The sequence below is a fragment of the Sulfitobacter pacificus genome (genome assembly GCF_030159975.1).
Lineage (GTDB): Bacteria > Pseudomonadota > Alphaproteobacteria > Rhodobacterales > Rhodobacteraceae > Sulfitobacter > Sulfitobacter pacificus.
The window spans coordinates 3210000-3236875 of sequence record NZ_BSNL01000001.1 but is presented as its reverse complement, the minus strand read 5'-3'; the positions used below and the strand labels follow the sequence as shown (position 1 = coordinate 3236875).

The window sequence follows — 26876 nt, the reverse complement described above, 5'->3', positions numbered from 1 at the left end:
CGTTTGAGTGATGGAGACTTCTCCTCATCGCCCAAACGGCAAAGCAAGATCCCGGCGTTCAGGATGGTGAAAGGGGCATGCAAAAAATTGCTGGCGACGCCATCGCCGACCCTTGCCCCGCTGGTTACACTCCGACAAGAAATCTGGATAACACCATCACGCCACTCCATGTCGTTTTTGGCATCTAACGAATAGGGTTTTCAGGGAAATCCACGCAATTCACCTTTCCCTGAAGGGACTCCACGTCACTTAGAAACTTTCTGCTGCGCTTTGTTTGCGGCAAGTGCGTCGGACAAATCAGCTTCGGTAGGAAACCCGATAAGGATTCCGGCCTTGGCTTCGTTCAGGTCCACACCACGTTTTTCTATCTCAGCATCGGACATGGTTGTGCGCTGACTGATCCTGCGGGTCCACTGAAAGAAAAGCGCCTGCAGGCGATCGCATTCCTGCGCATAGTCGGGATTGTCGCCAAGGTCGTGGAACTCATCCGGGTCAGAGCGCAGATCGAACAACATCGGCCTGAAGCCTTCGGCAAAAACGTATTTCCATCTTCCGTCGAACAGCATCGTCAGCTTGGCATCGGCCACGCTCACCCCGAGCCTTCGGCGGGCTTGCCGGAAAGAATAATCGTATTCCGAGATGACGAAATCGTGCAGGCTTTCGCAGTTGCCCTGCATCAATGGGCGCAGGGATTTGCCTTCGATGATATGGGGGACCTCTGCGCCGCCGAAATAGTCAAGGATCGTGGGCACCACATCAATGGCTTCGACCAAGGCCTCAGACACTGTGCCACGCGTTGCATCAGCCTCGCGGCTGGGATCAACCACGATGAGCGGGATACGGGCGGAAGGGTCGTGAAACAGCTCTTTTTCGCCCATCCAGTGATCGCCCAGATAGTCGCCATGATCGGAGGTGAAGACAATCATCGTATCATCCGTCAGCCCCTGCGCCTTCAGAAAGGCCATCAATTCGCCCATCTGATCATCGATCTGCTTGATCAGGCCCATATAGGCACCGATGACCTTTGTGCGGGTTGTCTCATTGGTGAAGGCTTTGGAGACGCGTTCTTCCATGAAAGCGCCGAAAACAGGATGCGGGTCGTCCTTTTCCACATCACTGCGCAGTACGGGACTATGCGTTTCAGGCGGGTACATGTCGTGATAGGGCGCGGGCACGATATAGGGCCAATGCGGCTTGATATAGCTCAGGTGGAGGCACCAGGGGGTGTCACCAGCCTCGCGGATGAAATCCATCGCGCGGCGGGTGATATAAGGGGTTTCGCTATCTTCGTCGGCAACTCGTGCCTTAAGGTCGGAATTGTCGAGGAACCAACCGCTGAGGATATTACCGTCTGCGTCCTCGCCGCTGTTGGCGACGCTGTCCCAGGGGTTTTCATCCGCCCAGCCGCGATCCTTCATATACTGATCGTAGTTCTTGTTGCGCCGGCCGTATTTGCCATCTGGATGCAGCCCATCATCTCGTTCATAGGGCTCGAACCCACACTCGGAGACCAGAGCACCAATGGTGCTGTCCGGCGCAAGTCCAAGGCGTTTCATGCCCTCGGCGTCAGCCGCCATATGGGTCTTGCCGCAAAGGGCGGTGCGCACGCCAAGCGGGCGCAGATGGTCGCCCAGTGTCATTTCTCCCACTTTCAGTGGAATGCTGTTCCACGTCGACCCATGCGAACTGACATAGCGGCCAGTGTAAAATGACATCCGGCTGGGGCCACAGATGGTCGATTGCACATAGGCCCGATCAAACCGCACGCCGCGTTTCGCCAATGCGTCGATATGCGGTGTCTCGATACCCGCGTGGCCAGCACAAGACAGGTAATCCCACCGAAGCTGGTCGCACATGATGAAAAGTACATTTTTTGTCATGAGATATCCGGGAAAGGAAGAAACGTAAGATCAGAGGAATGGCCGGGGCGAAGGGTGCCCCGGCCAACCAGATTAACCTCTGGCTTGCTCTGGGATTTCCACACCCAGCTCAGTAAGTGCGCGCAGGGCACCGGGGTGTAGCGGCAGGTTAATATCTTTCACAGCGGCGGCGGGCGTGACCGCCTTCAACCATGGAGAGCTTTCACCGGCCTCTTCGACCCCGGCATAGAATGCCTTGGTCATCTGATAGATCATCTCTTCGTCGGCGTTTTCGTTGGACACGATACCCACGGTTACACCCAAGGTGGTCACATCCGTTTCATTCAGCTGGTTCTCACCGTAAACGCCAGCAGGCAGCGTCGCGGCGCGAAAGCCCGGACGGCCCACCAGCTTTTGTACAGCTTCGGTTTCCAGCTTATCTGCCGGAATGCCCAAGAAACGGATCTGGTTCGTCACTGCGATCTGGGTCAAGGCCGGGCTGGGCGCGTTGGTGGGGTTGCAATAGACGTCAAGATTGCCGTCCTGGAATGCGGCCGCCGCTGCGTCCCAACCCAGCTTGACCGCTTCATAATCAGTGCCTTCCTCAAGACCCGCAACAGCTTTGAACAGACGCTGCATTGTGGCATAGGCCGCACCGCCGGGAGGGCCCAGGAAGACGCGTTTGCCTTTGATCTGGTCCATGGAGGTGATGCCGGACGCGCCATAAACCGCGATGTGATAAACACCCATCGGGAAATTCAGCACGGTGCGCAGCTTTTTGACGAGCTCGGGGGCTTCGTCAATTTTGGCGTACATCGCCGCCTTGTTGCGCATCAGCGCATGAATGGCAGGGGAGGACATGCAGAAATCGCTGCGGCCCATGGCCACCTCAAGAACGTGGCGTGTGGCGGCACCTGTTGCATTCAGCTGGATTTCATAATCCGGCAATGCACCGTTCACGATGTTGGCGAATGTCGTCATCACAAGGTTGGGGCTGGTGCCCGGCCCAAGAGTGGACATACGCAACAGTTCCTTGGCAAAGGCCGCGCGTGGCAGCGCCGCAAAAGCCGCCGCACCAGCAGCAGTGCCCAACAGGGATCGGCGTGTCAGAGTAGTATCAGTCATGGGTAGTTCCTCCTCAGTATCAGGTATTTTCGGGTTTTAAAAAGATTCCAAACCGGACTGCACTCCACAGCGCAGCAGTGGCTGCGACGGCAATCCACGAAACGGACGGTCCAAAGAACAGAAGTGCAAAGGCAAGTGCCAAGCCAATGGGCGCATAGCGGGCCTTACCCTTGCCGGGATAGCAGGCACGCGAGATGTGCAATACGGCCAGAGTCACGAACAGGATGGACTGTGCGGATTCGATCAGCGGGTATCCCGTACCCAACAGCATCGCGGGCTGATAGATAAAGGCGAAGGGGATCACAAAACCGGGCAGGGCCAGCCGCGAGGCTTCCACTGCCGTGCGCATCGCGCCCGCTCCGGCGATGGGTGCCGCTGCAAAAGCAGCAAGTGCGACCGGTGGGGTGACGGCAGACAACACGCCGAAATACAGCACGAACATATGGGTGTGGATGATCGGCACGCCGAGCTTTTGCAGCGCCGGTCCCATCACAAGCACGATGATCAAATAGGCGGGCACCGTCGGCATCCCCATGCCCAACAGCAGGCAGGCCAAGGCCATCAGCAGCAAAGACACCACCAATTGCCCATCGGCATAGCTGGCCACTAGAGAGGCAAACCGCAGACCGACACCGGTCAGGTTCAGTATGCCGATGATGATACCCACGGCACCAACAATGACCACCAACTGCGCGGATATCATGCCAGCCGACCGGATGAACTTGAGCCAGGATTGCAGGTCCGTCAGCAGGCTGGGTTTCAGTGCAAAACCAAACACCACAGCGAAAGCAACGCCGATAAACCCAGCGTAGGCCGGGGAGGACCCCCCAACCATGGCCACAACAATTGCGGTGAGGGACAGCATGAAGACAATGATCTGCGCAACTTCACGCCAACCAAAGCTCAACTTGGGCTGAACTGACGCATCAAGATCCATGTCGCGTGCGGCACTGGCCGTCGCCATGAACAGACCGGCGTAATACAGGATCGCAGGGACAGCAGCGGCAACACAAATCGTCAGATAGGGTTCGCCTGTGATATCGGCCATGATGAAGGCAACAGCCCCCATAATGGGAGGGGTGATCTGCCCGCCGCTTGAGGCCGCTGCTTCAACAGCACCTGCAAAATGTGCCTTGAACCCACGCTTCTTGATCAATGGGATCGTGATAACGCCGGTGCCCACGACATTGGCAACGGCACTTCCAGAGATCGTACCAAACAAGCCACTGGCAATAGTTGCCGCAGCCGCAGGACCGGAATGCACTCTGCCCGTCGCAGCAAGCGCCAGTTTCACAAGCACCTTGTCGATTGTCAGGAACTCCAGAATTGCGCCAAAGATGATGAAGATGAGGATGGTCGAAACAACGGTTGCCATGGGACGCCCGAACACGCCGTCAAAAGAATACCAAAGAACCTGGATCAGCTCCTCCGATGTCATCCCGGCATGGCGCATAAAGCCCGGCGCAAACTGCCCGAAGGCACCATAGATAAGAACGAACGCCGCAACACCCGCCATGACAATGCCAACCGATCGCCGCGTCAGATCAATCACGGCGATCAACCCAAGCGTGCCCAGCCAGATGTCTGTGGAGGTCAGAAAATAAAGTCCGGTCTCGATTTCAGCGGCGGCGCGGAAATACTGATAGACTGCAACGCTCAGCAAACCCGCCGTCACCAGCGCAAGAAATTTTCCCGCAGGGCTGTCGCTGCTCTCGATCTGCGCAAGCAGGATCAGCAGACCACCAACCAACAACATGCCGACCCGGAGGTAGGATTCACTGAAAACGCCAAATACGGACACGTAAAAAACAACGGCAATCACCAGACCGGACAACGCCAGGTTCAATCCAGTGACTGATTTTGACAGCACGTTTTGCATTGTTCCCCCTCCCCTTCAGAGCGCGGTCTCGAATTTTCTACCCGGTCACCTCACTTCTGCACTTATAGCTAGACAGAAAAGCAAATCCGGTCGAACATGCGTTTCACTAGGTGGAATGCGATGACCAAGTTAAACCGCTCTGTTGAGCGCAGCATGAAAATACTCGAGGTCGTTTCTGGTAGTGGTGTGACTTCATTGGCTTTTTTGGCAGAACAAACCGGTCTGCCCAAACCTACGATTATGCGAATCTGCGCGACTTTGGTCAGTCAAAGGTGGCTGACGCAAAGTCGAAATGACAGCCGGTACAGAATCGGATCACGATTTCCGCGCTTGGGAGCTGCTCCGGATTCGATAGATGCATTGGTCGAAGCCGGCAGTTCAGAAATTATTCGCCTCTCCGAACTCACGGGATTGGGGGTGGACCTTGCAGCAGCAATCGGAAACGGACGTGTTGAGATCGTCGACACAACCCGAAAATTTTCTGAACACGGGATCTTTCCTGATTGTATCGGCTTTCGGCCATCACCCTTTCGCTCTGCTCTGGGAAGCGCATTTCTGGCGGCACTCGACGCTGACGAAAGGGCGGATGTCTCTGCCAAGCTGGCCCTGAACACCAAGGGCCAAGAACGCAAAGCCGCTTTAAGCCTACCTGAAAAGCTCAAGGAGATACGGGCAAGAGGGTTTGCCACGCGCGAATATGGGTATTGGGGCCGCGGGGTAGACTATGGCGGCATCCCGAGTGCCATTAGTGTTGCCATTCGCGCCAGCAGTCGCGTCGTAGGGGCGCTCAGTCTGGTCTGGCTTGCCGAAAGACAAAGCGTGGACGATGTTGCCACAGCCCATCTTGAGCGGCTTACCTTGGCTGGAGAGGTTATAGGGCGGCATTTTACCTCAGGCTCGGACATTTGAGCGACATACCATTTTACTCTTGAGTGAGGACTGTTTTCGGGAAACTGCGCTGCGGCGTCTCGCGCATCCGTCAGGCTCCGCTATCCCTCGTGATGCCCGGGGCTGTGGTGGGATTCATCAAGGATCACGACGCTTTCCGCTTTGCCGTGACAGGCGTAGCCGTGTGCGGAAGAACAAAGGGCGTGCCTGCATTCGGCGCTTGGTTTGCCCTGATCTGGCAGCCATATGCGTGGCTGAGGGTGGCATCTGTCAACACATCCGCAGGGCTGCCGGTTGCAAGAACCATACCCTCACACATCATGGTCACTGCATCCGCGTAAAGCGCCGTGAGATTAAGGTCGTGCATCACGGCGACAACACCGCCGCCACCCTGGGCAAAATCGCGCATGATCTCCATGACCTCCAACTGATGACCGATGTCGAGGCTCGAAACAGGTTCATCAAGCAGCAGCCACCGGGGCTTGCCGTTTTGCACAGGCTGCCAAACCTGCGACAGAACTCGGGCGAGTTGCACGCGCTGTTGTTCGCCACCTGACAGTTCTTGATAAAAACGGTCGGCGTAATGATACAGCCCGACGCGGTTGAGGGCAGCCTTGGCCAGATATTCCCCATCCCCACTTGTCCCTTGATGCAGGCCGATGCGTACGACCTCAATGGCTGTGAAAGGGAAGGCAAGGCTGCTGGCCTGCGGCAGCACCGCGCGTCTTGCGGCGAGTTCCCAAGGCCGCAGGGTGGTGATGTCATCCGCGTTCAAACAGACGATACCGCTGGATTCTACGTCCCCGGTCAAAGCGCGCATCAGCGTGGTTTTACCCGACCCGTTTGGGCCAACGATAGCAGTCACTGCTCCGGGTCTGGCTGTGAAAGTGACCCCATGCAAAATCGTATTCTGGCCCATCGTGACCGTGATGTTTTCAGCCTTCAACATCTTACAAATCCATCAATCCGCGACGACGCAGAAGAATCCACAGGAAAACGGGGGCACCAAGTGTTGCAGTTACGATGCCAATGGGAAGTTCAGCAGGGGCAACAATGACGCGCGAGATAATATCCGCCAGCAGAAGCAGAATGGCACCCAGCAGAGCGGAATTGAACAACAGACCGCGATGGTCCGGGCCTGTCCAAAGTCGCAGCAGATGTGGCACAACAATGCCAATGAAACCGATGCCGCCGGAAACGGCAACTGCGGCACCTGTAGCTGCTGCAACCGTCAGGATCGCAGTGTTTTTCAAACGTTGCACCGGGATGCCGATGTGATGCGCGGTAGCCTCCCCCAGAGCTAGTCCGTTCAAACCCGCACCAAGCGTCAATGCCATGCCACAAGCGATCAGAATCAGCGGCGCGGCAACCATAACTTTAAACCAGCTTGCACCAGCCAAGGAGCCCAGCCCCCAAAACGTCAGATCACGCAACTGGTTGTCATCAGCCGCATAGACCAACAGCCCGGATGCAGCGCCCGCGAGGGCTGCCAGTGCGATGCCGGCCAACAACATGGTTGCCACAGATGTACGTCCGCCACGGGTTGCCACGCGGTAAAGAACAAGCGTTGACCCCCACCCCCCCAGAAAGGCGGCAACCGGCAATAGATAGGTGCCAAAGAACAAAGCCACAGATGCAGGCAACAGCCCACCAAGCACAATTGCGATGATTGCCCCCAAACCAGCCCCCGCGCTAACGCCGACCAAACCGGGGTCTGCCAATGGATTGCGGAACAACCCCTGCATGACGGCCCCCGACATTGCCAAAGCAGCCCCTACAAGAATCCCCATCAACAGGCGTGGCACACGAATGTCCCACAAGACAACGGCCTCTGTGCGGGTCAATGCCTGCCCCTGTGCCAGCTTGGCCAGCGCAGACCAAAGCGAAGTGCCCGATGCACCTGTCGCCAGTGCTGCAAGGCTTACCAGAACCAGCAGCATCACCAACCACAGATGCGCCATTCGGGCCAGTTGTACACGATCAAGGCGCGGTGGCACACGCGACAAGGCTGCGAACATATCACCCTCCATAAAGGGCACGGTTCAGATCAAGGACAGCCTGCGCCGTGCGCGGTCCGAACCCCAACAGGTAGAGACCGTTCATCCGTACGATGGACTGATTTTCCGCAGCAGGCGTTGGCAACAATGCCGGCATGGCAAACAATTCGGCATCCTCGACAGCGTGATCGCCCGAGCGATCCATCATCAAAACCACATCAGGCGCCGCAGCCACAACCGCCTCGTCTGTCACCGGCTTATACCCATCAAACCCTTGCATCGCGTTCACACCGCCAGCCATCGTGATGATCCCCGCTGCCGATGTGCCTTTGCCCGCAGCCAGAATACGCCCGCCCTGGGTGCTCAGAATGAACATCACTTTTTTGGCTGTCGCATCTGTTGCAATCTGGGCTGCAACAGCATCAAACTGCGCTTCGATCCCCGCGGCCAATACGCTGGCTTTATCCGCCACACCAAGGGCGTCACCTACGGCCAGCACTTTGGCGATAACGCCATCCGCATCATAAGCATCGGGAATGGTAACAAAGGGGATCGCTACCGCCTCTAGCGCAGCAATCGTTTCAGGTGGCCCGGCACCTTCCTCGGACAGGATAAGTGCGGGAGAAACAGATAAAACGCCTTCGGCAGACAGCGCGCGCATATAGCCCACATCGGGCAGATCATTTGCGGCCTCAGGATAGGTCGATGTGGTATCGCGGGCAACCAAGCGGTGATCTTGGTCCAACGCATAGACGATCTCTGTTACGGAGCCACCGATCGACAGCACATCCGCTGCTGTATTTTCTGCATTTTCTGCGGGAGCACGTTGCGAGGAAGAAACCCAGGCTGTCCCGCTGGCCAAAAAAGCGGTGAGCAGCGTGATGAACAAAGCTTTGCCAGCCGGTTTCCGCTGTTTAAGGGTCACGCGAATGCCTCCTGCTCAAGCGGGGTCAGACTCTCGACAATGGCCTTCCATTCCGCCCGGCTGTCCCGGCCCTCTTTACCAATTCCAAAGGTCTGCAGGATCAGGCCGCCATCCTTGTCAAATGCCTCGACCGATATCGCAGGACCACGCTGTGTCGGCTTTTCAACGGCCCAAACCTCTGCAATGTGATCCAGCCGCAAATGCAGGTTGAACCCCGGATCAAGCACGTTTTGCCATGGCCCCATGGGGCGCAAGGTCTGGATCGGGCCGGAGTGAATCTGGATGCATCCACGGTTGCCCACAAAGATCATGATCTCGATGCCAGCCTGCTGAACCTTACCCAGCATCTCGTCAACGCTTTCAACCGCCAACTGCCGCACAAAAGGGGCCCCGGCGATGCGGTAGGCACCAAGGCGGTTCATCTTGAGTTTCGAACACAGGCGCAAAAACTGATGGGTGTCGGTAAGCCGTGCCCATTCCTTTCGCAGAACATCCGTTTTCTCCGGATTGCACTTCGCAGCTTCAACCGGCGTACGGGGTGCACCAGTGAAAGTTTGGCTTTGATCATCTATGATCATAGATGGCTGAATACGCTCCCATGCCGCCAGATCAGATCCTTCCCGCAAGAATATCTTGTGCACAGCGTCACCTGCTGCATCAAAAACCTGCAAGGATCGCTGGACCCCATTGTCCGTCGGCTTCTCAACGGCAAAGGCGTGCTGCCAGTGGCTGGGGAACATTCGCGTATCAATGTCTCGGCCAAGCATCATGCACGCATGTGCACCGGAATGATAATCCTCAAAGACACCAACCTTTTCATGCACGCAGGCAGGTACGCGCGTCAGGGCCATGACCTCGCCCAACTGCTGGGCTGATTGCATGACATCATCGGGGTGTGCCTTGATACGGGTCGCGGTTTCACCAACATAAGCGGCCAGCAACGCCGCCTCACTTAGCCCGTGTTGATCTGCAAAATCACGGTCCCGCAAGCCGGGGCTTTCTGCGCGCAATGCGCGGATATCTTGTGGCGTTAATTGCGTCATGTCGCACCTCGTTCTGTAATGGTTTTGAGAGAGGTTGCTGACAAACAGAGGTTTGTTCGCTGCCAAAGACGCTGATCGCATCATTCTTGACAAATTTAGTCAGATTATTTACGCAACGCAAGTGGCCAGTGTAATCAGCCGCAACAGCATGTAAATTCAAAGACGCGCAAGCCCTTCGCAAGCACATACGTCAGTTAGCTTCTTAGGGGACCTATGACCTTTTCCACTCTGCGCGGCGCGTTGCGCACCAGCACTGTCTGTGTGTTCGCCCTGTCTCTCACTTCGCCTGCATCTGCCCAAAACAATGAGAAACTGTCGCTGGGCACGATTTTATTGGGCGAAAGCAAACGCGAAATACAAACGGATACCGCCACTGCCGTTACCGAAATTGATCAAGAAGAGATCAACGATCGCCAACCCGGTACAATTGCAGAGCTGATTGATTCAGCACCCGGCGTTAATCTTGTGAACGGTTCTACGCCACAAGGGTCAGGGATCAATATTCGCGGTTACGGCGCAAACTCGACTTTTGGGTCAGACCAAAAGGTCGCGGTAATCGTCGATGGTGCATCTGTGGGGGCCGAAGAGCTTTACCGCATCGGTACACAGCTTTTCACAGATCCGTTTCTGTACAAATCGGCTGAAGTGATCCGCGGCACGGTGGGTAGTTTTGAGTATGGCTCCGGCATCGTCGGTGGTGTGGTTAAGCTGGAAACCAAAGATGCCTCTGATTTTACTGGTGGCGCGGTAGGCTTTGTCGGAACACAAACCTTTGAATTTTCCAGCAATGGGAATGGCATCACCAGTTCAACCAATTTTGCGTGGCAGCCAACCGAACAAGCCGAGTTTTTGCTTAATTACACACGGCGCGATCAGGACGCCCAAAGCGATGGTAGCGGCAATCTTATCGGGAACTCTGCATTCACCCTACCGTCGTTCTTGTTGAAAGGGAAATATACTTTCGGCCAGAACCGAGACCAGTCGTTGGCCTTTTCCTATTCGGAATCCTCTACGGATGAAAAGGATGTGCCTTACGACACTTTCCTGACCTCTCAGGGATCTTTCGGCAATGTGGACCGCAGGGTTGATTCTCGCACTGCGGCGCTGACCTATCGTTACAATCCTGCCAGCGACCTGATCGATCTGGACGTCGTCCTGTCCTATGCGGATCAGGAAATCGAACAGTCCTACGTGCCTGGCAGCTCTACCTGTGAAATCAATCCTGCCTCCTGTGCAGGCTTTTTACGCGGGCGCCCTTTCCCTGCTCAAGGGTTTGGCACCGTTAACGCCGATCATCGCTATGAAACAACAAAGTTGACTGCGAAAAACACCAGCCTGTTTGCAACCGGCAGTATCTCTCATGAATTGCGAACTGGCGTTGAATTGATACGCAAAGAGCGTCGAGATGCGAATTCAGCCCCCGGCGGCGTGGACAACAGGGTCGCCATCTTTGCGGTGGATCAGATGCGCATTGGTGATGCTTGGACGGTGACCCCGGCGTTGCGCTATGAGCATTCAAAGGTTACCGGCTCAACGGCACCAAATGACGGCACATTCAAGAATGATGCACTGATGGGCGGCATCTCTGTGCGGTATGCTTTTGCCAATGGCTTTGCGGTATTCGGCAGCGCCGCCCACACGGAAAACCTGCCAATTATTGATGACTTGGGCAGTGCCGTATTGATGACCCGACCTGAAAAGTCTCAGACATTTGAGGTCGGTGCCTCTTACGAAGGAAGTGATGTCTTTCAGTCGGGCGATAGCTTTTCCATCAAGGGCAATCTTTACAAGACCGATCTTCGCGATATCACATCCTACACGGTATCAGGGTCCACATCGGTCTATGCTGATCGTATTGAAACCGAAGGGTTCGAGCTTGAAGCCTCTTACGCAATGGAGTCCGGGCTTTACTTTGACCTCAACACCAACCTATCGCGCGGGACCGAATTTCAACCGGGCGACGCCACAACGGCCTGGCGCGGTGTTGCGGCGGACAATCTGCAATTCACCGTTGGTAAAAAGTTTGGCGACGAATTGGACCTCAGCTGGGAAGTTGTTGCGGACAAACGGTTTGATGACGGCGTAAATGTTGTTCCCGGCTTTGGCGTCCACAATCTGCGCGCAACTTACAAGCCACAACACGGTGTGCTGGAAGGGACAGAGATCCGGGTCGGCGTTGAAAACGTCTTTGACAAACAATACACCCGTCGTCTGTCCACACGCCCCGCATCGGGCCGCAGCCTGAAGGTGTCCCTGGCTGCCACGTTTTAAGAAGAAAAGGGTGCATTGACCTCTCGGTTGGTGCACCCTTCCTGACTTGGCCTTATAACCTGCAGGAAATCAACAGATTGGCTCGGCGCATTTGGTTGTCGCGAATACGCCCATAAGACCGACACCACTCCCGTTGAATAATCCTGCCCGGCGGCAGCGCCACCTAAAGTCCGACAGAAAACTTATAATACTACTTTTGAAGAGCCTCGGCTCAGGAGCGCCCGCGAAAGGCGTGGATTGCGGCGATCAGGACGCAGGCACCAACAACACCGGCAAACAACTGTCCGATCCAGCCGCCCAGTGAAGATCCGAAAACAAAGCCAAGGATGGCGTTGAACAGCATTGCGCCAACGATCCCCATAAAGATGTTCAACAACAACCCGTGGTCGCGGTTCATGATCTTTTCGGCAATCCAGCCTGCAAGTGCGCCTACAATCAAAGCCGCAAACCAACCAAGACCTGTCATATTGTTCTCCTTCACCCAATTAGAAGAAGAACTATGCAAAGCCCGGTTGGTTCCCTTGTCGCCTATCAGTCGCGCAGCAACTCGTTGATTGAAGTCTTGGAGCGGGTCTTCTCGTCCACCCGCTTGACGATCACCGCGCAGTAGAGATTTACGCCGTTTTTCGAAGGCATCGAACCGGCAACCACAACGGATCCCGCGGGCACTTCGCCATACATAACTTCGCCGGTTTCACGGTCCAGAATTTTGGTCGACTGGCCGATAAAGACACCCATCCCCAAAACAGACCCTTCGCGCACGATACAGCCTTCGACCACCTCGGAACGCGCACCGATGAAACAATTATCCTCGATGATTGTCGGACCAGCCTGCATCGGTTCCAGCACGCCGCCAATGCCAACACCGCCAGACAGGTGAACGTTCTTGCCGATCTGGGCACAGGAGCCAACGGTCGCCCAGGTATCAACCATCGTGCCGGAATCGACATAGGCACCAATGTTCACAAAGGATGGCATCAGCACCACGCCCGGTGCGATATACGCGGATTTGCGTACAACACAGTTTGGAACCGCACGGAAACCTGCCTCTTTCCACTGCGCATCGCCCCAGCCCTTGAACTTGGAATCGACCTTATCCCACCAGCCGGCACCCTGCGGGCCACCTTCCTGATGTTCCATGTCCTTGATCCGAAATCCCAGAAGAACCGCCTTCTTGGCCCATTGGTTCACATGCCAGCTGCCGTTGTCCTGTTTTTCCGCAACGCGCAACGCACCACTGTCCAGTGCATTCAGGGTATCCTCGATCGCATCGCGGGTTTCACCTGTCGTCGCCGAGGTGATCTGGTCACGGGTATCCCATGCAGCTTCAATGGCGGTCTCAAGTTGGGCGTTGGACATGGCGGTCACTCCTGATGCAAAAACTCTGCACCGCTTTATCCTCAGCGATGCAGTAGCGCAATCGTTGAACATGATTTGATCCCGCCGCTGCTTCGCCTTGCAAGTCGGCCCCAAGCAAGCCACCCTGATGCAGACCCATTTTCGGAGACCACCATGAGAGACGACCAACGCAGCCATCCCTTGCGCGATGCACATACGGATCGCACCGCAGCCCAAGCCGCACCCAGCACACCGCAGACCCGCGCACCTGCCTATCAACTGGCCTTTACTGACAGTGATTTCATGTGCCGCGATGAATTGCGCCCGGTGCGGTTGCAGCTGGAGTTGCTCAAACCGGAACTGATGCTGGATGCCGAGGGGATTACCTCTACCATCGTGCTTTTCGGCGGTGCCCGCATTCCCGAACCCGCAAAAAAGGACAGCGCACGGACCAAGACATTGGCCGATCTGTCACGTTTCTATGATGAGACCCGCGAATTCGCGCGGCTGATGACCCTGAAATCCATGCAGGGCGGCGGCACCGAGGACGTCATCGTCACTGGCGGCGGACCGGGTGTGATGGAGGCAGGCAACCGCGGCGCAATTGATGCGGGCGGGCGCTCAATCGGGTTGAACATCGTGCTGCCGTTCGAACAGGCACCAAACGAATATGTCACGCCAGAGCTGTGTTTCAACTTTCACTACTTCGCCATCCGCAAGATGCATTTCCTGATGCGGGCGAAAGCGATCTGTGTCTTCCCCGGTGGTTTTGGCACCATGGACGAATTATTCGAGGCGCTGACTCTGATCCAGACCGGCCGGATGCAACGGGTGCCCTTCCTGCTGTTTGGCAAGGAATTCTGGCAAAAAATCATCAACTGGGATGCGCTGGCTGACGCCGGCACGATTTCAGCCGAGGATCTTGACCTTTTCAGGTTTGTCGACAGCGCAAGCGAAGCGATGGATCTGATCGAAAACTGGGAGCCGACAGCCGCGCGGGACAGTATTCCCGGCAGATAGGCTGACCCCCACGAAAGTCAGCTTCAGGCGCTTGCTTGCGCCGGTAGAACACCAACTTCGACATGATGCGGCAGCGTTTCAACAACCTGACCGTGGTCAGTGTCTTTGATCGCATACCCGTAGCCAGCAAGGCGGTGCTTCCATTCGCGTGCTGACAGGGAGCAGTCGCGCTCGCGCAGCACAAGGTCCATGACCTGTGCGGTGATGAAGGGATCTTTGTTGTACATAATGGACATTGGTTCATTCCTGATTGCCTGAAGTAATGGAAACAATCTGAAAGCCGACCAAGGCAACAGTCGTGCCAAAATGCGGCGGAACAAAGGTCATTTCAGGAAGCAGTCCGCCGGCTTCCCCTACGTCGAATTTGAGTTAAAATAAAGTATTTCAATACCTTGGGTCAGTGCCTTTCTTCACCCCCTGCGCGAAAGAAGCAATAAATTCGCCTTGTTCGACTGTATCGGGAATTGAAACACCTCTGGCGGCGCTGACCATCGCTATCGCTTCTTCGGCAGTATGACCCATGGTCACAAGCGTACAGGCCGCCGCCATACCGGTGCGCCCGATGCCAGCCCGGCAATGGATCGCAACAGACTGCCCCGCCGCCAGCCGGTTGCCTAGCTTTGCGATCAATGCGCTAAACTGATCTGGTTCGGGCAGGCCGAAATCCGGGATCGGATGGGACAGATAGGTGATACCCTGCGCAGCGCAAAGCGCAGCCTCGTCTCGCATCCCCAACGCATCTGCCTCTGCGGGGGGCAACATGGACAGGACGGTATCAACGCCTCGTGCCCGCAGCTCTGTCAATTGTTCCGCTGTCGGGCAGGGCGTCAGCCACAGGGACCCGACCCCGTCAAACGGCAGTGCAAAACACCAATCCGACACTCAGGAAAGACCTGCCTCCGCCTCGATCTGCTTGCGCGACTTGCGGGACCGCTCGGTTGCAGATTTCAGCTGACCACAGGCGGCCATGATGTCTTCGCCCCGCGGTTTGCGCACCGGTGAGGCATATCCGGCGTTATAAATGATCTCGGAAAAGGCGCGGATCCGGTTGTTTGACGAGCGTTTATAAGGCGCGCCGGGCCATTCGTTAAACGGGATCAGGTTGATCTTGGCCGGGATGCCCTTGATCAGCTCAACCAAACGATGGGCATCCTCGTCGCTGTCATTCACCCCGTGCAACATCACATATTCAAAGGTAATCCGCTCGGAATTGGACACTTTGGGATAGGCGCGCAGAGCCTCCAGCAACACCTCAAGGTTCCATTTCTTGTTGATCGGCACCAGCTTGTCGCGCACCTCATCCGTGGTCGCATGAAAGGAAATCGCCAGTTGGCACCCGATTTCCTCGGCTGTGCGGGCAATTTCAGGCACCACACCCGAGGTCGACAGGGTAATCCGACGGCGCGACAACTGGATACCTTCGGGATCCATGGCAATTTTCATCGCATCGCGCACATTCTCGAAATTATACAGCGGCTCGCCCATGCCCATCAGCACGATGTTGGACAGCAGCCGCCCTTCAACATGTTTCGCGCCGATTTCCGGCCATTCGCCCAGATCATCACGGGCAACCAATACCTGCCCGATGATTTCCCCGGCGGTCAGATTGCGCACCAATTTTTGCGTACCAGTATGACAGAACGAACAGGTCAGCGTGCACCCGACCTGCGAAGACACACAGAGCGTGCCACGCCCCTCTTCGGGGATATAGACAATCTCGACCTCATGACCGCCGGCAATCCGCACCAGATATTTGCGTGTGCCATCCTCGGACACTTGCCGCGTCACAACCTCGGGGATTTCAATGACAAAGTTCTCCGCCAGCTCGGCGCGGAACGCTTTGGACAGGTTGGTCATCTCAGCGAAATCACGCACACCCCAGCCATAGATCCACTGCCAGATCTGCCCAACCCGCATCTTGGCCTGCTTTTCCGGCACCCCTTGGGCGATCAACGCATCGCGCATGGCCTCGCGGGTCAAACCAATCAGGTTCTGCGGACCTTCCGGCAGTTTGCGCGGCATGGTATGAACATCTTGGGTAATCGGTGCTGTGGCAGACATGGGGCGACTCATCTAATAAGGATGTGCTTGCTATATAGGACTGCGCAGCATTTGCAAAAGACCCGCAACCCACCTGTGGTGCGCGCGCCCCGGCTTCATCTTGCCAATAAACTCAATCCCGCAGCCGCATCAGACACAACATCTGTTATCAGTCGCCGGTAAGGTGGGCACCTGGCCCACCTGCGCAATATCACCCGCCGCAGCGTTTCGCTGCATCTTCAACCGCTGCTGTGAAGCCCAGCAGTGAAAACGTGTCTTTTGTGTTTGTGCCACGACCAGAGCGGCCGGACAGCACCGCATTGGCCCCGCGCTTCATCGATGTGATGATCTTGGAATCATCATCGGTGGTTGCAGGCCATGCCCACTCCCCTTCGGTGAACAGTTCAAAGGTATTGCCGGAAATATCCATGGTCACCGTAGACCCGGAGGCAAAAGGATACCCGCCGGTAAAGGCAACCTGTCCTTTGGCACCCGCGGAAGGACGGTAAAACACCATCAACAGGGTCTGGCCGCGATTCACCGCCACCACACGCCCATCACGCGAATTCACGGTTTCCTTGGGTGTCGACACCCCCCAGCATTCCGTTGGGTTGTCTTCGACAAACACGCTCCAGTCGGTCTTTGCCGCCACACGGTTCGTGCTTTGCTGCTGTGCAAACGCCGCCGGTGCCAGCAATGCTGCCAAACCGATCGCGCACCCGAAATTCTTCATCATTCCCATTTGTCCAGCCTCCAAGCTGTCCTAAACCTCAATACCGACCAGACCCTGTTGGCGATGCTTTGCGCATCGCTCTTTGTTCAAGTGCCTGTTATCTTTTCGTCAAAAAGCATATTAACGCGAAACAGGCGACAGACGAAACCCTGATTGGCAGGTTTTCGCTTAATCCAAAGGTGAAAAATGACCCAAGCGGCCCCCTTTACCGAAGTTTGGCGCGGACCTTTCCTTGAAAGCGTTCATTCCGGCCATGCGGTGATCTGCGATGCAAGTGGTGAGATTGTTCAGGCTTGGGGGGATCCGACCCGAGTGATCCTGCCGCGTTCCTCATCCAAAATGATACAAGCACTGCCGCTGCTTACCTCTGGCGCGGCTGACGCATATCGGCTGACAACAGAGCAACTGGCCCTGTCTTGCGCCTCGCATCAAGGGGCTGCGATCCACACGGATCGTGTCGGGACATGGTTGGAGACACTTGGGTTTGCCGATGATGATTTCCGCTGCGGCCCGCAGGATCCTGCGGATAAAGACGCCCATGAGGGGCTGATCCGCGCTCATGAAACCCCTTGCCAGATCCACAACAACTGTTCTGGTAAACATGCGGGCTTTCTGACCCTGACCCAACATCTGAAGGCAGGCCCAGAATATGTGGAACCCGACCACCCCCTTCAGCGTGCCTGCCTTGAAGCATTTGAAACCGTCACACAGGAAACTTCTCCCGGATACGGGATCGACGGGTGTTCTGCCCCGAACTATGCCTGCACCCTGCACGGCATGGCCCGCGCGATGGCCCATTTTGCGGCAGCACCCGATGGCTCTGCCGAAGCACGATTGCATCAGGCGATGCGCCTGCACCCTGAATTGGTTGCTGGCGAAACCCGTGCCTGTACCGAATTGATGCGGGCGATGGATGGCAAGGTTGCGCTAAAAACCGGGGCCGAAGGATTTTTCATCGCGATCCTGCCGGAGCAGAAGCTGGGCATCGCGCTTAAGGCCGCGTGCGGCACCACCCGTGCGGCGGAATGTGCGATTGCCGCATTGCTGGTCAAACTTGGCGTGCTTGACGCAAATCACCCGGCAACACTGAAACGGCTGAACGCGCCAATCAAAAACTGGCGCGGGATCGAAACCGGCATCCTGAAACCGGCTGCCGGTCTGCTTTGAGCGGCGTTGTGGTGCTACATCTCGACGATGGGTGCCACTTCGACTGACCCGCCGGAGGCGCAGATCGGACAACCGGCAGCCATCTCGCAAGCCTCTTCAATGCTGTCAGCCTTAACGATGGTGTAACCGGACAGCGGATTCGATCCGCCATTGTCGGCAACGCCTGTGGCACTGACCGTTTTGGACATGCCAACGGGGTTGCCGGGATTGACCATCTTGTCACCCAGGCCTTCCATCCAGGCACCCCAAGCTTCCATCATCTTTGCCCCTTCTTCGGGGGTTTCCGGCATACCGCCACCATGAAATGCAAACATATATTCGGTCATTGTCGTGCTCCCTATTGGTGAATAGTTAGACTAGGAATTCACCCTTAGCATATCCTTGCACATAAAGCAGCGCCGTCAGGTCGCCAAAGTTCACTCGCACGTCACATTGCGCCGCAACTGACGGCTTGGCATGCAGCGCAACGCCCAGCCCGGCGCGTGTCAACATTCCCAGATCATTTGCGCCATCCCCAACAGCGATGACATCCCCGTCAGTTAGGCCCAGCCGTGCAGTGATCTCTTCCAAGGCATCCACCTTGGCTTGCCTGCCGAGGATCGGCATGCCCACCTCACCCGTCAAAACACCATTTTCGATTAACAATGTGTTTGCGCGGTTTTCGTCAAAACCCAGTTCCGCCGCAACCTTGGCCGTAAAGGCGGTAAAACCGCCCGATACCAGTGCCGCATGACCACCGTTTGCCTTCATGGTTGTCAGCAGCTCCTTGCCACCGGGCATGATACTGATCCGTTCCGCCAACACCTTGTCGATCACGGATGCATCCAGCCCTTTCATCAGCCCGACACGTTCGCGCAGCGCCCCATCAAAATCCAGCTCTCCATTCATCGCGCGGGCAGTGATGTCCTTGACCCTTTCGCCGACACCGGCCTCATCCGCCAGTTCGTCGATACATTCCTGTTGGATCATCGTGCTGTCCATATCGGCCAGGAGCATCTTCTTACGTCGCGTTGCGGTTGGCACCACCAGCAGATCCACCTGCATCGCCTGACAACTTTCCCAGACCTCCCAACGGTTTGCAGGCATATCCGGTACCGAAAATTCCGCTGCCTCATCCGGCGCCAGCCAAATGGCATCCCCCCCGCCCCAGGCATTGCGCAGGCTTTCAACCAAAGATGGCTCAAGCTCAGGTGTTTCAGGGGAGGTCAGCAAAACAACTGTAAACATGTCAAAGTTTCCGATCCGCGTCAGGGATGTCGTTAAAAAGCGATCAAGCGGCGGTCTAGCTCTGTTTTTGCGATTGCGCCAGCCCGCGCAGCGCCTTAAACGCGGCGGTGGGACACCCTTCCCCAACGAAGGGCGCATATCTGAGAGGATAGCATCAATGGCTATTGAACTACCGGTCACGCGGCCGACGAATCCGCGTTTTTCTTCTGGCCCCTGTGCCAAACCCCCCGTTTTTGATCTGACCGCTTTGTCTGACGCGCCTTTGGGCCGCAGCCACCGCGCCGCTGTTGGCAAGGCCAAATTGCTGGAAGCGATCGAAACCACCCGTGAAATTCTGGGCGTGCCTGCGGATTACCGCATCGGCATCGTGCCCGCGTCCGATACCGGCGCGTTTGAGATGGCCATGTGGAGCATGCTGGGCGAACGCCCTGTGCAGATGGTGGCATGGGAGTCATTCGGCGCAGGCTGGGTCACCGATGTGGTCAAACAGCTTAAGATCGAGGCGACAACCCATACAGCGGAGTACGGCGAGATCGTCGATATGGCCGCGCTGAACTATAACAATGATGTCTGTTTCACCTGGAACGGCACAACTTCCGGCGTGCGCATGGCAAATGGCGATGCGATTCCGGCAGACCGCAAGGGGCTGACCCTTTGTGATGCTACATCCGCCGCATTTGCCATGGACCTGCCTTGGGACAAACTGGATGTCACGACATTCTCCTGGCAGAAAGTGCTGGGCGGCGAAGCGGCACATGGCATGCTGATCCTGTCACCCCGCGCGGTTGAGCGGTTGGAAAACTACACCCCCGCATGGCCCCTGCCCAAGATTTTCCGCATGACCAAAGGCGGCAAACTCAATGAAGGCATCTTTAAGGGTGAAACCATCAACACCCCGTCGATGCTCTGTGTTGAGGACTATCTGAACGCACTGAAATGGGCGAAAACCGTTGGCGGCCTGCAAGGGTTGATCGCACGGGCCGACGCCAATGCGCAGGCGGTCGCGGATTTTGTGGCCGCCCATGAATGGATTGATTTCCTTGCCGTTGATCCGGCGACGCGGTCAAACACATCGGTTTGCCTGAAATTCACCGATCCACGCATTACCGATGGTGCCGCATTTGCCAAAGCTGTTGCAAAACGGCTGGCGGATGAGAACGTGGCGCTTGATATCGGTGCCTACCGCGACGCCCCTCCGGGTCTGCGGATCTGGTGCGGCGGCACGGTTGAAACGGCGGATGTCGCGGCGATGCTGCCTTGGCTTGCCTGGGCCTTCGAGACCGAAATCAACGCATAAACAGCAGCGGCGGGTCCCCTCCCGCCCTCACTTATACCGTAGGGCGGGGTTCACCCCGCCTGCCCCTTCTTATTTCATAAAGGACCAGCACCATGGCCCCCAAAGTACTCATCTCTGACAAGCTCAGCGAAGCCGCCGTTCAAATCTTCCGCGACCGTGGCATTGACGTCGATTTCCAGCCCGATCTGGGCAAGGACAAAGACAAACTGGCCGAGGTTATCGGCAATTATGACGGTCTTGCGATCCGCTCTGCGACCAAGGTAACCGAGAAAATCCTCGCCAATGCGCCCAACCTTCAGGTCATTGGCCGCGCCGGCATCGGTACCGACAACATCGACAAGGAAGCCGCGTCGAAAAAAGGTGTGATCGTGATGAACACACCTTTCGGCAATATGATCACCACCGCCGAACACGCCATCGCGATGATGTTTGCCGTCGCGCGTCAAATCCCCGAAGCCAGTGCCTCAACGCATGCCGGAAAATGGGAAAAGTCCAAATTCATGGGTGTCGAGCTGACCGGCAAGACATTGGGCGTGATCGGTGCCGGCAACATCGGTGGGATCGTGTGTGACCGTGCACGGGGCCTTAAGATGAAGGTTGTCGCCTATGACCCCTTCCTCGGTGAAGAGAAAGCCAAGAAAATCGGTGTTGAAAAGGTCGAGTTGGACGAACTGCTGACGCGGGCCGATTTCATCACCCTGCATGTGCCCTTCACCGAAGCGACCGCGAATATCCTCAGCCGTGAAAACCTTGAGAAAACCAAGAAAGGCGTGCGCATTGTCAACTGTGCCCGCGGTGGTCTGGTTGACGAAGAGGCGCTGGCCGATCTGCTGAAGTCTGGCCATGTCGCCGGTGCCGCCTTTGACGTGTTCAAGGAAGAGCCGGCCACGGAAAACCCGCTGTTCAACCTGCCCAACGTGGTTTGCACCCCGCATCTTGGCGCGGCAACAACCGAGGCGCAGGAAAACGTGGCCCTGCAGGTTGCCGAACAAATGGCAGATTACCTGCTGACCGGCGCGGTCAGCAACGCATTGAACATGCCCTCCGTCACCGCCGAAGAGGCCAAGGTGATGACCCCGTGGATCAACCTTGCGGGACACCTTGGGGCCTTCATCGGTCAGATGACAGATGAACCGATCAAGGCGATCAACATCCTGTATGATGGCACCGTGTCTGAAATGAACCTTGAGGCGCTGAACTGTGGCGTTGTCGCGGGCATCATGAAACGCGCCAACCCTGACGTGAATATGGTCAGCGCCCCTGTGGTTGCCCGTGAAAAAGGCATCCAGATCAGCACGACCAATCAGGACAAATCAGGCGTGTTCGACGGCTATGTCAAAGTCACTGTGGTGACGGAAAAACGCGAACGTTCGGTTGCAGGGACTGTGTTCTCTGACGGCAAGCCACGGTTTATCCAGATCAAAGGCATTCAGGTCGACGCCGAAATCGGCGCGCATATGCTTTATACGACAAACGAGGACGTGCCGGGCATCATCGGTACGCTGGGTCAGACCATGGGCGAAAACGGCGTGAACATCGCAAACTTTACCCTTGGCCGTTCCGAGGCGAAGGGCGAGGCCATTGCGCTGCTTTATGTGGATGAACAGGTGCCTGCAACGGTCATCGACAAACTGGCTGCAACAGGCATGTTCAGACAAATCAAACCGCTGCAATTCGACGTGGCCTGAAACCACTCGCAATGCTAGACACTCAGCGCCCGCCCCGATTTGGGGTGGGCGTTTTTGATGGAGCCTCCCGATGACCAAACCAATTTATGCCATAGGTGATATTCACGGGCAGCTGGCCGAATTGCACCGCGTGCTTGGGTTGATCGAAGCGGATGGCGGACCGGATGCCGAAATCGTCTTTCTGGGCGATTACACCGACCGTGGCCCTGACAGCAAAGGGGTGTTGGATCTGCTTGTCGAAGGACAGGCAGAGGGGCGCAACTGGACCTTCCTGCAGGGCAATCATGACCGCATGTTTCACTGGTTCATGCGCGATTATCCCCAACACGAGGCCTATCTGCCGGTTGAACTTTACTGGCTGCATCCGCGTCTGGGGGGCGATACGACGCTGGCCTCTTACGGCGTTGAGTTCACGGCAAGATCCCGCATGTTGGAAGTGCATCGGATGGCGCGTAACACTGTGCCTCAGGCCCATGTGACGTTCCTGCAAGATGCAGTTTTGTCCCATGAAACCGAAAGCCTGTTCTTCGCCCACGCTGGCATCCGCCCCGGTGTTGCCCTGCGTGATCAGGATGAAGAAGATCTGCTGTGGATTCGCAAAGAGTTTCACGTTGACCCACGCATGCACCCGAAACTGGTTGTGCATGGGCATACGCCGGTTGAACAGGCGCAGCATTATGGCAACCGCGTCAACCTTGATAGCGGGGCCGGATACGGCAAACCATTAACGGCAGCCGTGTTTGAAGGAACCGACTGCTGGGCGCTGGATCGAAATGGACGTACAAAGCTGGTGCCCGATCCGACGTAGGGTTTACCTGTCAAAAATCCCCCTTTGCCCTTATTCATTAAGCCAACAAATGAGGGGGACCTATCATGAGCACCGAAATCGTTATTCTGGGCGGCGCGCGTACCGCAATCGGCACCTTTGGCGGTGCCTTGGCCGGAACCGCGCCGGTCGATCTGGGCACGGTCGTGGCCAAAGCGGCGCTGGAACGCAGCGGGGTTGAACCCGCACAAATCGGGCATGTGGCTTATGGCAATGTCATCAACACCGAGCCGCGCGATATGTATCTGTCACGGGTTGCGGCGATGCAGGCGGATATTCCCGACAGCGTTCCCGCAATGAATGTGAACCGGCTCTGCGGTTCTGGTGTGCAGGCGATTGTCTCGGCCACGCAGTCCTTGATGCTGGGCGATGCCGAATTTGCACTGGCAGGCGGTGCCGAGAATATGTCCCGCTCCCCCTATATCCTGTCCGGCGCGCGTTGGGGCCAGAAAATGGGCGATGTGGCAACCATCGACATGATGTTGGGCACGCTGAACTGCCCATTTGGGACGGGGCATATGGGTGTCACAGCGGAAAATGTCGCGGCAGAGCATGACATCAGCCGCGCGGATCAGGATGCCTTTGCGCTGGAAAGCCAGCGTCGTGCCGCCGCGGCGATCGAAGCGGGTTACTTCACAGACCAGATCGCGCCGGTTGAGGTGCGGGTGAAACGGGACATGGTGCCCTTTGAAGTCGACGAACACCCCAAGGCCACGACACTCGACGCGCTGACAGGTTTGCGGACCGTGTTTCAAAAAGACGGTACCGTCACGGCGGGCAATGCCAGCGGCATTAACGACGGGGCAGCGGCGGTTGTGCTGGCCACGGCAGATGCCGCAGCACGCGCCGGTCTGACGCCCCGGGCGCGGGTCATCGGCTATGCCCACGCAGGTGTTCGGCCTGAAGTAATGGGCATTGGTCCGGTTCCGGCAGTGCAGAACTTGCTGGAGAAAACCGGGTTGAAAGCAACTGATTTCGATGTGATCGAAAGCAACGAGGCCTTTGCCTCGCAAGCGCTGGCTGTCACCAAAAACCTTGGGTTTGATCCAGCCAAAGTGAACCCCAATGGCGGCGCAATCGCGTTGGGTCATCCGGTGGGCGCAACCGGTGCAATCATCACCGTCAAAGCCCTGTATGAGTTGGAACGAACGGGCGGCAAACGCGCCCTGATCACCATGTGCATTGGTGGCGGTCAGGGCATCGCCCTTGCCATCGAACGGATCTAACGCCCGGCGCTAAAACAGTGCGTCGATCAACAGCAGCGCACCGATGCCCGTCATGGCCCCGACAAAACCCGCAAGAACAAACCAGCGTTTGCGCGGGCGGCGGTCCACTTGCGGTGGGTTGGTCTGGCGCATCAAGGCATCCTCGACCAGCCCGGGCAGGCGCGGACCAAAGCGAGCCAGCACCATGGCTGTATTCGCCAGATCAGTGACGACAGCACGCGGACCGATGGATTTGCTGATGTAGTCGGTGACAATCGGGCTGGCCACTTCCCAAATGTTCATATTCGGGTTCAAGGACCGCGCAACCCCTTCAACAACCACCATGGTGCGTTGCAACAGGATCAGCTCGGTGCGGGTTTCCATCCCGAAACGTTCTGTCACTTCAAACAGATAGGCCAGCAGCCGCGCCATTGAGATATGGGTGGCGTCCATCCCGAAAATCGGCTCGCCCACTGCCCGCAAGGCACGGGCAAATTCATCCACATCTTTGTCTGCGGGCACATACCCGGCCTCAAAGTGTACCCGCGCGACACGTTTGTAGTCCCGCCGGATAAAGCCAAACAGAATCTCGGCGTAAACCCGGCGGGTGTATTCATCAATGTGCCCCATGATACCGAAATCATAGGCAATGATATTGCCGTTGGGTGCGACTTTCAGGTTCCCCTGATGCATATCCGCATGAAAATACCCGTCGCGCAGCGCATGGCTGAGGAACAGTTGCAGCACCCGATTGCTAAGTGCGACCCGGTCATGACCGGCCGCATCAATCGCGGCATTGTCCCCCATCGACACACCATCCGCCCATTCCAGCGTCATCACCCGGCGCGAGGAGTGATTCCACTTGATCGCGGGCAGTTGGAAACCCTCGTCCTTATCTGTGTTGGCAGCAAATTCAGAGGCCGCAGCACTTTCCAGCCGCAGGTCCAGCTCACCGCGCACCACACCATCGAAATGTTCGATCACATCCATCGGGCGCAAGCGGCGCGAGCCGGGGGAAAACAATTCAACCAGACGGGCGGCCAGATAAAAGGCGTCGATGTCCTTGCGAAATGCCTTTTCGATACCTGGGCGCAGCACTTTGACCGCGACGTCCTCGCCTGTGTCCACCAAAGTGGCGCGGTGGACCTGTGCAATGGAAGCGGCAGCGACAGACGGACTGAATTCGGAAAAAATCTGTTCCAGTGGCAAGCCCAGCTCGTGTTCAACTGCGGCCTTGGCCTGTTCTGTGGAAAACGGCGGCAGCTTGTCTTGCAACACGCGCAACTGCACGGCCAGTTCATCCCCGACCACATCAGGACGGGTCGACAAAACCTGCCCGAATTTGATGTAAGCCGGGCCAAGTGCAGTCAGCGCACGGGTGGCAGGCGGCATGGTCGGATCACCGCGATAGCCCAGAAACTTGAACGGCAGGCCCAGCGCCCGCGCAACAAAGCGCAGTGTTGGTGTGGCCTCGAAGGCATCCAGCACGACGTTCATCGCGCCAGCGCGTTCCAATGTCGCGCCGGTACGGATCAGCCGCCAGATGTTATGCGGACCTCTCAAAGCTTCCAACCGGAATGCAGGGCGGCGATGCCCATGGTGAGGTTGCGATATTTCGCCTGTTCAAAACCGGCGGCGCGCACCATGCCAAGAAAGGTCTCTTGGTCAGGAAAATTGCGAATCGATTCAACAAGATATTGATAACTGTCACGATCATTCGCGATCACCTGTCCCATGCGCGGGATCACGTTGAAACTATAAAGGTCATAGGCCTTTTGCATCATCGGATTGGGCAGCTGACTGAACTCCAGCACCATCAGACGACCACCGGGGCGCAATACACGATAGGCTTCGTTCAAAGCCTCTTGCGGGCGGGTAACGTTCCTGATTCCAAAGCTGATGGTGTAAACATCAAACGTGTTGTCCTCGAACGGCAGCGCCATGGCGTCACCGACGACCCAGTCAAGACTGTCGGCCATTGCAGCCGCTTCGGCGCGTTTGCGCCCTTCAACCAGCATCCCTTCGGTCAGGTCACAAACCGTTGCATGACCCGCACCCGCACGTTTCAGGAATTTGAACGATACATCCCCCGTACCACCAGCCACATCCAACAGCTTTTGACCGGCACGTGGTGCCAGCCAATCCATCATCGCCTCTTTCCAGATGCGGTGAATGCCAACACTCATCACATCGTTCATGATGTCGTATTTATTGGCCACGTCTGAAAACAGACTGCGGACCATGCCCGCCTTGTCGTCCTCGGGTACGGTTTGGGAACCGAAATGGGTCGTCTTGTCGTTCATGGCTGTTGTCCCGATATTGTCAAAGACGAGATATAGCGCCAAAGC

At 56.8% G+C, this 26876-nt stretch carries 25 protein-coding genes; 8 read left to right on the top strand and 17 right to left on the bottom strand.

Going from position 1 to position 26876, the window contains the following annotated elements; all coding sequences use genetic code 11:
• Positions 1-245 precede the first annotated feature (245 nt).
• From QQL78_RS16210 to QQL78_RS16200, 3 genes are all read right to left on the bottom strand, one after another.
• Positions 246-1880: an alkaline phosphatase family protein gene (locus QQL78_RS16210; protein WP_284374851.1), complete on the bottom strand. Its 1635-nt coding sequence runs from the start codon at positions 1878-1880 to the stop codon at positions 246-248.
• A gap of 72 nt (positions 1881-1952) precedes the next feature.
• Positions 1953-2984 carry a TAXI family TRAP transporter solute-binding subunit gene (locus QQL78_RS16205; protein WP_284374850.1) on the bottom strand — a complete coding sequence of 344 codons (1032 nt, stop codon included), beginning with the start codon at positions 2982-2984 and terminating at the stop codon, positions 1953-1955.
• 19 nt (positions 2985-3003) lie between these two features.
• Complete coding sequence (locus QQL78_RS16200) at positions 3004-4863, bottom strand: TRAP transporter permease (protein WP_284374849.1); 1860 nt, start codon at positions 4861-4863, stop codon at positions 3004-3006.
• Between the two features lie 120 nt (positions 4864-4983).
• Here QQL78_RS16200 and QQL78_RS16195 point away from each other — a divergent pair, with 120 nt between their 5' ends.
• A complete protein-coding gene (locus QQL78_RS16195; protein WP_284374848.1) occupies positions 4984-5772 on the top strand; it encodes an IclR family transcriptional regulator in 789 nt (262 codons plus the stop codon).
• A gap of 124 nt (positions 5773-5896) precedes the next feature.
• On the opposite strand, the gene QQL78_RS16190 is transcribed toward QQL78_RS16195, so the two are convergent.
• The 4 genes from QQL78_RS16190 to QQL78_RS16175 are packed head-to-tail and all read right to left on the bottom strand — an operon-like array spanning position 5897 to position 9716.
• A complete protein-coding gene (locus QQL78_RS16190; protein WP_284374847.1) occupies positions 5897-6700 on the bottom strand; it encodes a heme ABC transporter ATP-binding protein in 804 nt (267 codons plus the stop codon).
• A 1-nt stretch (position 6701) separates the two neighbouring features.
• Entirely contained in the window at positions 6702-7769 is a 1068-nt protein-coding gene (locus QQL78_RS16185) for a FecCD family ABC transporter permease (RefSeq protein ID WP_284374846.1), read from the bottom strand.
• A 1-nt stretch (position 7770) separates the two neighbouring features.
• A complete protein-coding gene (locus QQL78_RS16180; RefSeq protein ID WP_284374845.1) occupies positions 7771-8673 on the bottom strand; it encodes a heme/hemin ABC transporter substrate-binding protein in 903 nt (300 codons plus the stop codon).
• Complete coding sequence (locus tag QQL78_RS16175; protein ID WP_284374844.1) at positions 8670-9716, bottom strand: hemin-degrading factor; 1047 nt, start codon at positions 9714-9716, stop codon at positions 8670-8672. The genes QQL78_RS16180 and QQL78_RS16175 overlap by 4 nt, the downstream gene beginning before the upstream one ends.
• A gap of 213 nt (positions 9717-9929) precedes the next feature.
• Between QQL78_RS16175 and QQL78_RS16170 the strand changes: the two genes are divergently transcribed.
• Entirely contained in the window at positions 9930-11987 is a 2058-nt protein-coding gene (locus tag QQL78_RS16170) for a TonB-dependent receptor domain-containing protein (RefSeq protein WP_284374843.1), read from the top strand.
• Positions 11988-12198: 211 nt separating this feature from the next.
• Here the strand turns inward: QQL78_RS16170 and QQL78_RS16165 are convergent, their stop codons facing one another.
• Both QQL78_RS16165 and dapD read right to left on the bottom strand, forming a co-directional pair.
• Positions 12199-12453: a GlsB/YeaQ/YmgE family stress response membrane protein gene (locus tag QQL78_RS16165; protein ID WP_284374842.1), complete on the bottom strand. Its 255-nt coding sequence runs from the start codon at positions 12451-12453 to the stop codon at positions 12199-12201.
• 65 nt (positions 12454-12518) lie between these two features.
• Complete coding sequence (gene dapD / locus QQL78_RS16160) at positions 12519-13346, bottom strand: 2,3,4,5-tetrahydropyridine-2,6-dicarboxylate N-succinyltransferase (RefSeq protein WP_284374841.1); 828 nt, start codon at positions 13344-13346, stop codon at positions 12519-12521.
• 153 nt (positions 13347-13499) lie between these two features.
• Here dapD and QQL78_RS16155 point away from each other — a divergent pair, with 153 nt between their 5' ends.
• A complete protein-coding gene (locus tag QQL78_RS16155; protein WP_284374840.1) occupies positions 13500-14345 on the top strand; it encodes an LOG family protein in 846 nt (281 codons plus the stop codon).
• A 23-nt stretch (positions 14346-14368) separates the two neighbouring features.
• On the opposite strand, the gene QQL78_RS16150 is transcribed toward QQL78_RS16155, so the two are convergent.
• The 4 genes from QQL78_RS16150 to QQL78_RS16135 all read right to left on the bottom strand — a co-directional run bounded on the left by QQL78_RS16150 (position 14369) and on the right by QQL78_RS16135 (position 17118).
• A complete protein-coding gene (locus tag QQL78_RS16150; RefSeq protein WP_284374839.1) occupies positions 14369-14581 on the bottom strand; it encodes a hypothetical protein in 213 nt (70 codons plus the stop codon).
• A gap of 148 nt (positions 14582-14729) precedes the next feature.
• Positions 14730-15227, bottom strand: coding sequence for a protein-tyrosine phosphatase family protein (locus tag QQL78_RS16145; RefSeq protein WP_284374838.1), 498 nt, complete (start codon positions 15225-15227; stop codon positions 14730-14732).
• Positions 15228-16406 carry a dual-specificity RNA methyltransferase RlmN gene (gene rlmN / locus QQL78_RS16140; protein WP_284374837.1) on the bottom strand — a complete coding sequence of 393 codons (1179 nt, stop codon included), beginning with the start codon at positions 16404-16406 and terminating at the stop codon, positions 15228-15230. It lies immediately after the preceding gene.
• Positions 16407-16596: 190 nt separating this feature from the next.
• Positions 16597-17118: an invasion associated locus B family protein gene (locus QQL78_RS16135; RefSeq protein ID WP_284375625.1), complete on the bottom strand. Its 522-nt coding sequence runs from the start codon at positions 17116-17118 to the stop codon at positions 16597-16599.
• Between the two features lie 186 nt (positions 17119-17304).
• Between QQL78_RS16135 and QQL78_RS16130 the strand changes: the two genes are divergently transcribed.
• The gene (locus QQL78_RS16130) at positions 17305-18285 is read left to right on the top strand and encodes an asparaginase (protein ID WP_284374836.1); all 981 of its coding nucleotides are present in this window, start codon (positions 17305-17307) and stop codon (positions 18283-18285) included.
• Positions 18286-18299: 14 nt separating this feature from the next.
• Here QQL78_RS16130 and QQL78_RS16125 read toward each other — a convergent pair whose 3' ends face one another.
• Together QQL78_RS16125 and serB are read right to left on the bottom strand one after the other, a co-directional pair.
• Positions 18300-18611 (bottom strand): YciI family protein, encoded by a 312-nt coding sequence (locus QQL78_RS16125; RefSeq protein WP_284374835.1) that lies wholly within the window; start codon positions 18609-18611, stop codon positions 18300-18302.
• A 25-nt stretch (positions 18612-18636) separates the two neighbouring features.
• Complete coding sequence (gene serB / locus QQL78_RS16120) at positions 18637-19512, bottom strand: phosphoserine phosphatase SerB (protein WP_284374834.1); 876 nt, start codon at positions 19510-19512, stop codon at positions 18637-18639.
• 157 nt (positions 19513-19669) lie between these two features.
• Between serB and QQL78_RS16115 the strand changes: the two genes are divergently transcribed.
• The 4 genes from QQL78_RS16115 to QQL78_RS16100 all read left to right on the top strand — a co-directional run bounded on the left by QQL78_RS16115 (position 19670) and on the right by QQL78_RS16100 (position 24549).
• On the top strand, positions 19670-20809 hold the full coding sequence (locus QQL78_RS16115; RefSeq protein WP_284374832.1) for a phosphoserine transaminase: 1140 nt from the start codon (positions 19670-19672) through the stop codon (positions 20807-20809).
• A 92-nt stretch (positions 20810-20901) separates the two neighbouring features.
• Positions 20902-22497, top strand: a complete 1596-nt coding sequence (gene serA, locus QQL78_RS16110) for a phosphoglycerate dehydrogenase (RefSeq protein ID WP_284374831.1) — start codon at positions 20902-20904, stop codon at positions 22495-22497.
• A gap of 70 nt (positions 22498-22567) precedes the next feature.
• Entirely contained in the window at positions 22568-23305 is a 738-nt protein-coding gene (locus QQL78_RS16105) for a metallophosphoesterase family protein (protein ID WP_284374829.1), read from the top strand.
• A gap of 65 nt (positions 23306-23370) precedes the next feature.
• Complete coding sequence (locus QQL78_RS16100; RefSeq protein ID WP_284374828.1) at positions 23371-24549, top strand: acetyl-CoA C-acyltransferase family protein; 1179 nt, start codon at positions 23371-23373, stop codon at positions 24547-24549.
• 9 nt (positions 24550-24558) lie between these two features.
• On the opposite strand, the gene ubiB is transcribed toward QQL78_RS16100, so the two are convergent.
• Positions 24559-26091 carry a 2-polyprenylphenol 6-hydroxylase gene (gene ubiB, locus QQL78_RS16095; RefSeq protein WP_284375623.1) on the bottom strand — a complete coding sequence of 511 codons (1533 nt, stop codon included), beginning with the start codon at positions 26089-26091 and terminating at the stop codon, positions 24559-24561.
• Entirely contained in the window at positions 26088-26831 is a 744-nt protein-coding gene (gene ubiE, locus QQL78_RS16090; RefSeq protein ID WP_284374827.1) for a bifunctional demethylmenaquinone methyltransferase/2-methoxy-6-polyprenyl-1,4-benzoquinol methylase UbiE, read from the bottom strand. The genes ubiB and ubiE overlap by 4 nt, the downstream gene beginning before the upstream one ends.
• Positions 26832-26876 lie beyond the last annotated feature (45 nt).

Excerpts from the sequence above, each read along its gene's own strand:
- serB (WP_284374834.1), bottom strand. The coding sequence starts at position 19,512 with ATGTTTACAGTTGTTTTGCTGACCTCCCCTGAAACACCTGAGCTTGAG.
- ubiE (WP_284374827.1), bottom strand. The coding sequence starts at position 26,831 with ATGAACGACAAGACGACCCATTTCGGTTCCCAAACCGTACCCGAGGAC.
- serA (WP_284374831.1), top strand. The coding sequence starts at position 20,902 with ATGGCCCCCAAAGTACTCATCTCTGACAAGCTCAGCGAAGCCGCCGTT.
- QQL78_RS16100 (WP_284374828.1), top strand. The coding sequence starts at position 23,371 with ATGAGCACCGAAATCGTTATTCTGGGCGGCGCGCGTACCGCAATCGGC.
- QQL78_RS16115 (WP_284374832.1), top strand. The coding sequence starts at position 19,670 with ATGGCTATTGAACTACCGGTCACGCGGCCGACGAATCCGCGTTTTTCT.
- QQL78_RS16105 (WP_284374829.1), top strand. The coding sequence starts at position 22,568 with ATGACCAAACCAATTTATGCCATAGGTGATATTCACGGGCAGCTGGCC.
- QQL78_RS16135 (WP_284375625.1), bottom strand. The coding sequence starts at position 17,118 with ATGAAGAATTTCGGGTGCGCGATCGGTTTGGCAGCATTGCTGGCACCG.
- QQL78_RS16155 (WP_284374840.1), top strand. The coding sequence starts at position 13,500 with ATGAGAGACGACCAACGCAGCCATCCCTTGCGCGATGCACATACGGAT.
- dapD (WP_284374841.1), bottom strand. The coding sequence starts at position 13,346 with ATGTCCAACGCCCAACTTGAGACCGCCATTGAAGCTGCATGGGATACC.
- QQL78_RS16195 (WP_284374848.1), top strand. The coding sequence starts at position 4,984 with ATGACCAAGTTAAACCGCTCTGTTGAGCGCAGCATGAAAATACTCGAG.
- QQL78_RS16205 (WP_284374850.1), bottom strand. The coding sequence starts at position 2,984 with ATGACTGATACTACTCTGACACGCCGATCCCTGTTGGGCACTGCTGCT.
- QQL78_RS16130 (WP_284374836.1), top strand. The coding sequence starts at position 17,305 with ATGACCCAAGCGGCCCCCTTTACCGAAGTTTGGCGCGGACCTTTCCTT.
- QQL78_RS16210 (WP_284374851.1), bottom strand. The coding sequence starts at position 1,880 with ATGACAAAAAATGTACTTTTCATCATGTGCGACCAGCTTCGGTGGGAT.
- QQL78_RS16170 (WP_284374843.1), top strand. The coding sequence starts at position 9,930 with ATGACCTTTTCCACTCTGCGCGGCGCGTTGCGCACCAGCACTGTCTGT.
- QQL78_RS16165 (WP_284374842.1), bottom strand. The coding sequence starts at position 12,453 with ATGACAGGTCTTGGTTGGTTTGCGGCTTTGATTGTAGGCGCACTTGCA.
- rlmN (WP_284374837.1), bottom strand. The coding sequence starts at position 16,406 with ATGTCTGCCACAGCACCGATTACCCAAGATGTTCATACCATGCCGCGC.
- QQL78_RS16200 (WP_284374849.1), bottom strand. The coding sequence starts at position 4,863 with ATGCAAAACGTGCTGTCAAAATCAGTCACTGGATTGAACCTGGCGTTG.
- QQL78_RS16185 (WP_284374846.1), bottom strand. The coding sequence starts at position 7,769 with ATGTTCGCAGCCTTGTCGCGTGTGCCACCGCGCCTTGATCGTGTACAA.
- QQL78_RS16175 (WP_284374844.1), bottom strand. The coding sequence starts at position 9,716 with ATGACGCAATTAACGCCACAAGATATCCGCGCATTGCGCGCAGAAAGC.
- QQL78_RS16150 (WP_284374839.1), bottom strand. The coding sequence starts at position 14,581 with ATGTCCATTATGTACAACAAAGATCCCTTCATCACCGCACAGGTCATG.
- QQL78_RS16190 (WP_284374847.1), bottom strand. The coding sequence starts at position 6,700 with ATGTTGAAGGCTGAAAACATCACGGTCACGATGGGCCAGAATACGATT.
- QQL78_RS16125 (WP_284374835.1), bottom strand. The coding sequence starts at position 18,611 with ATGACCGAATATATGTTTGCATTTCATGGTGGCGGTATGCCGGAAACC.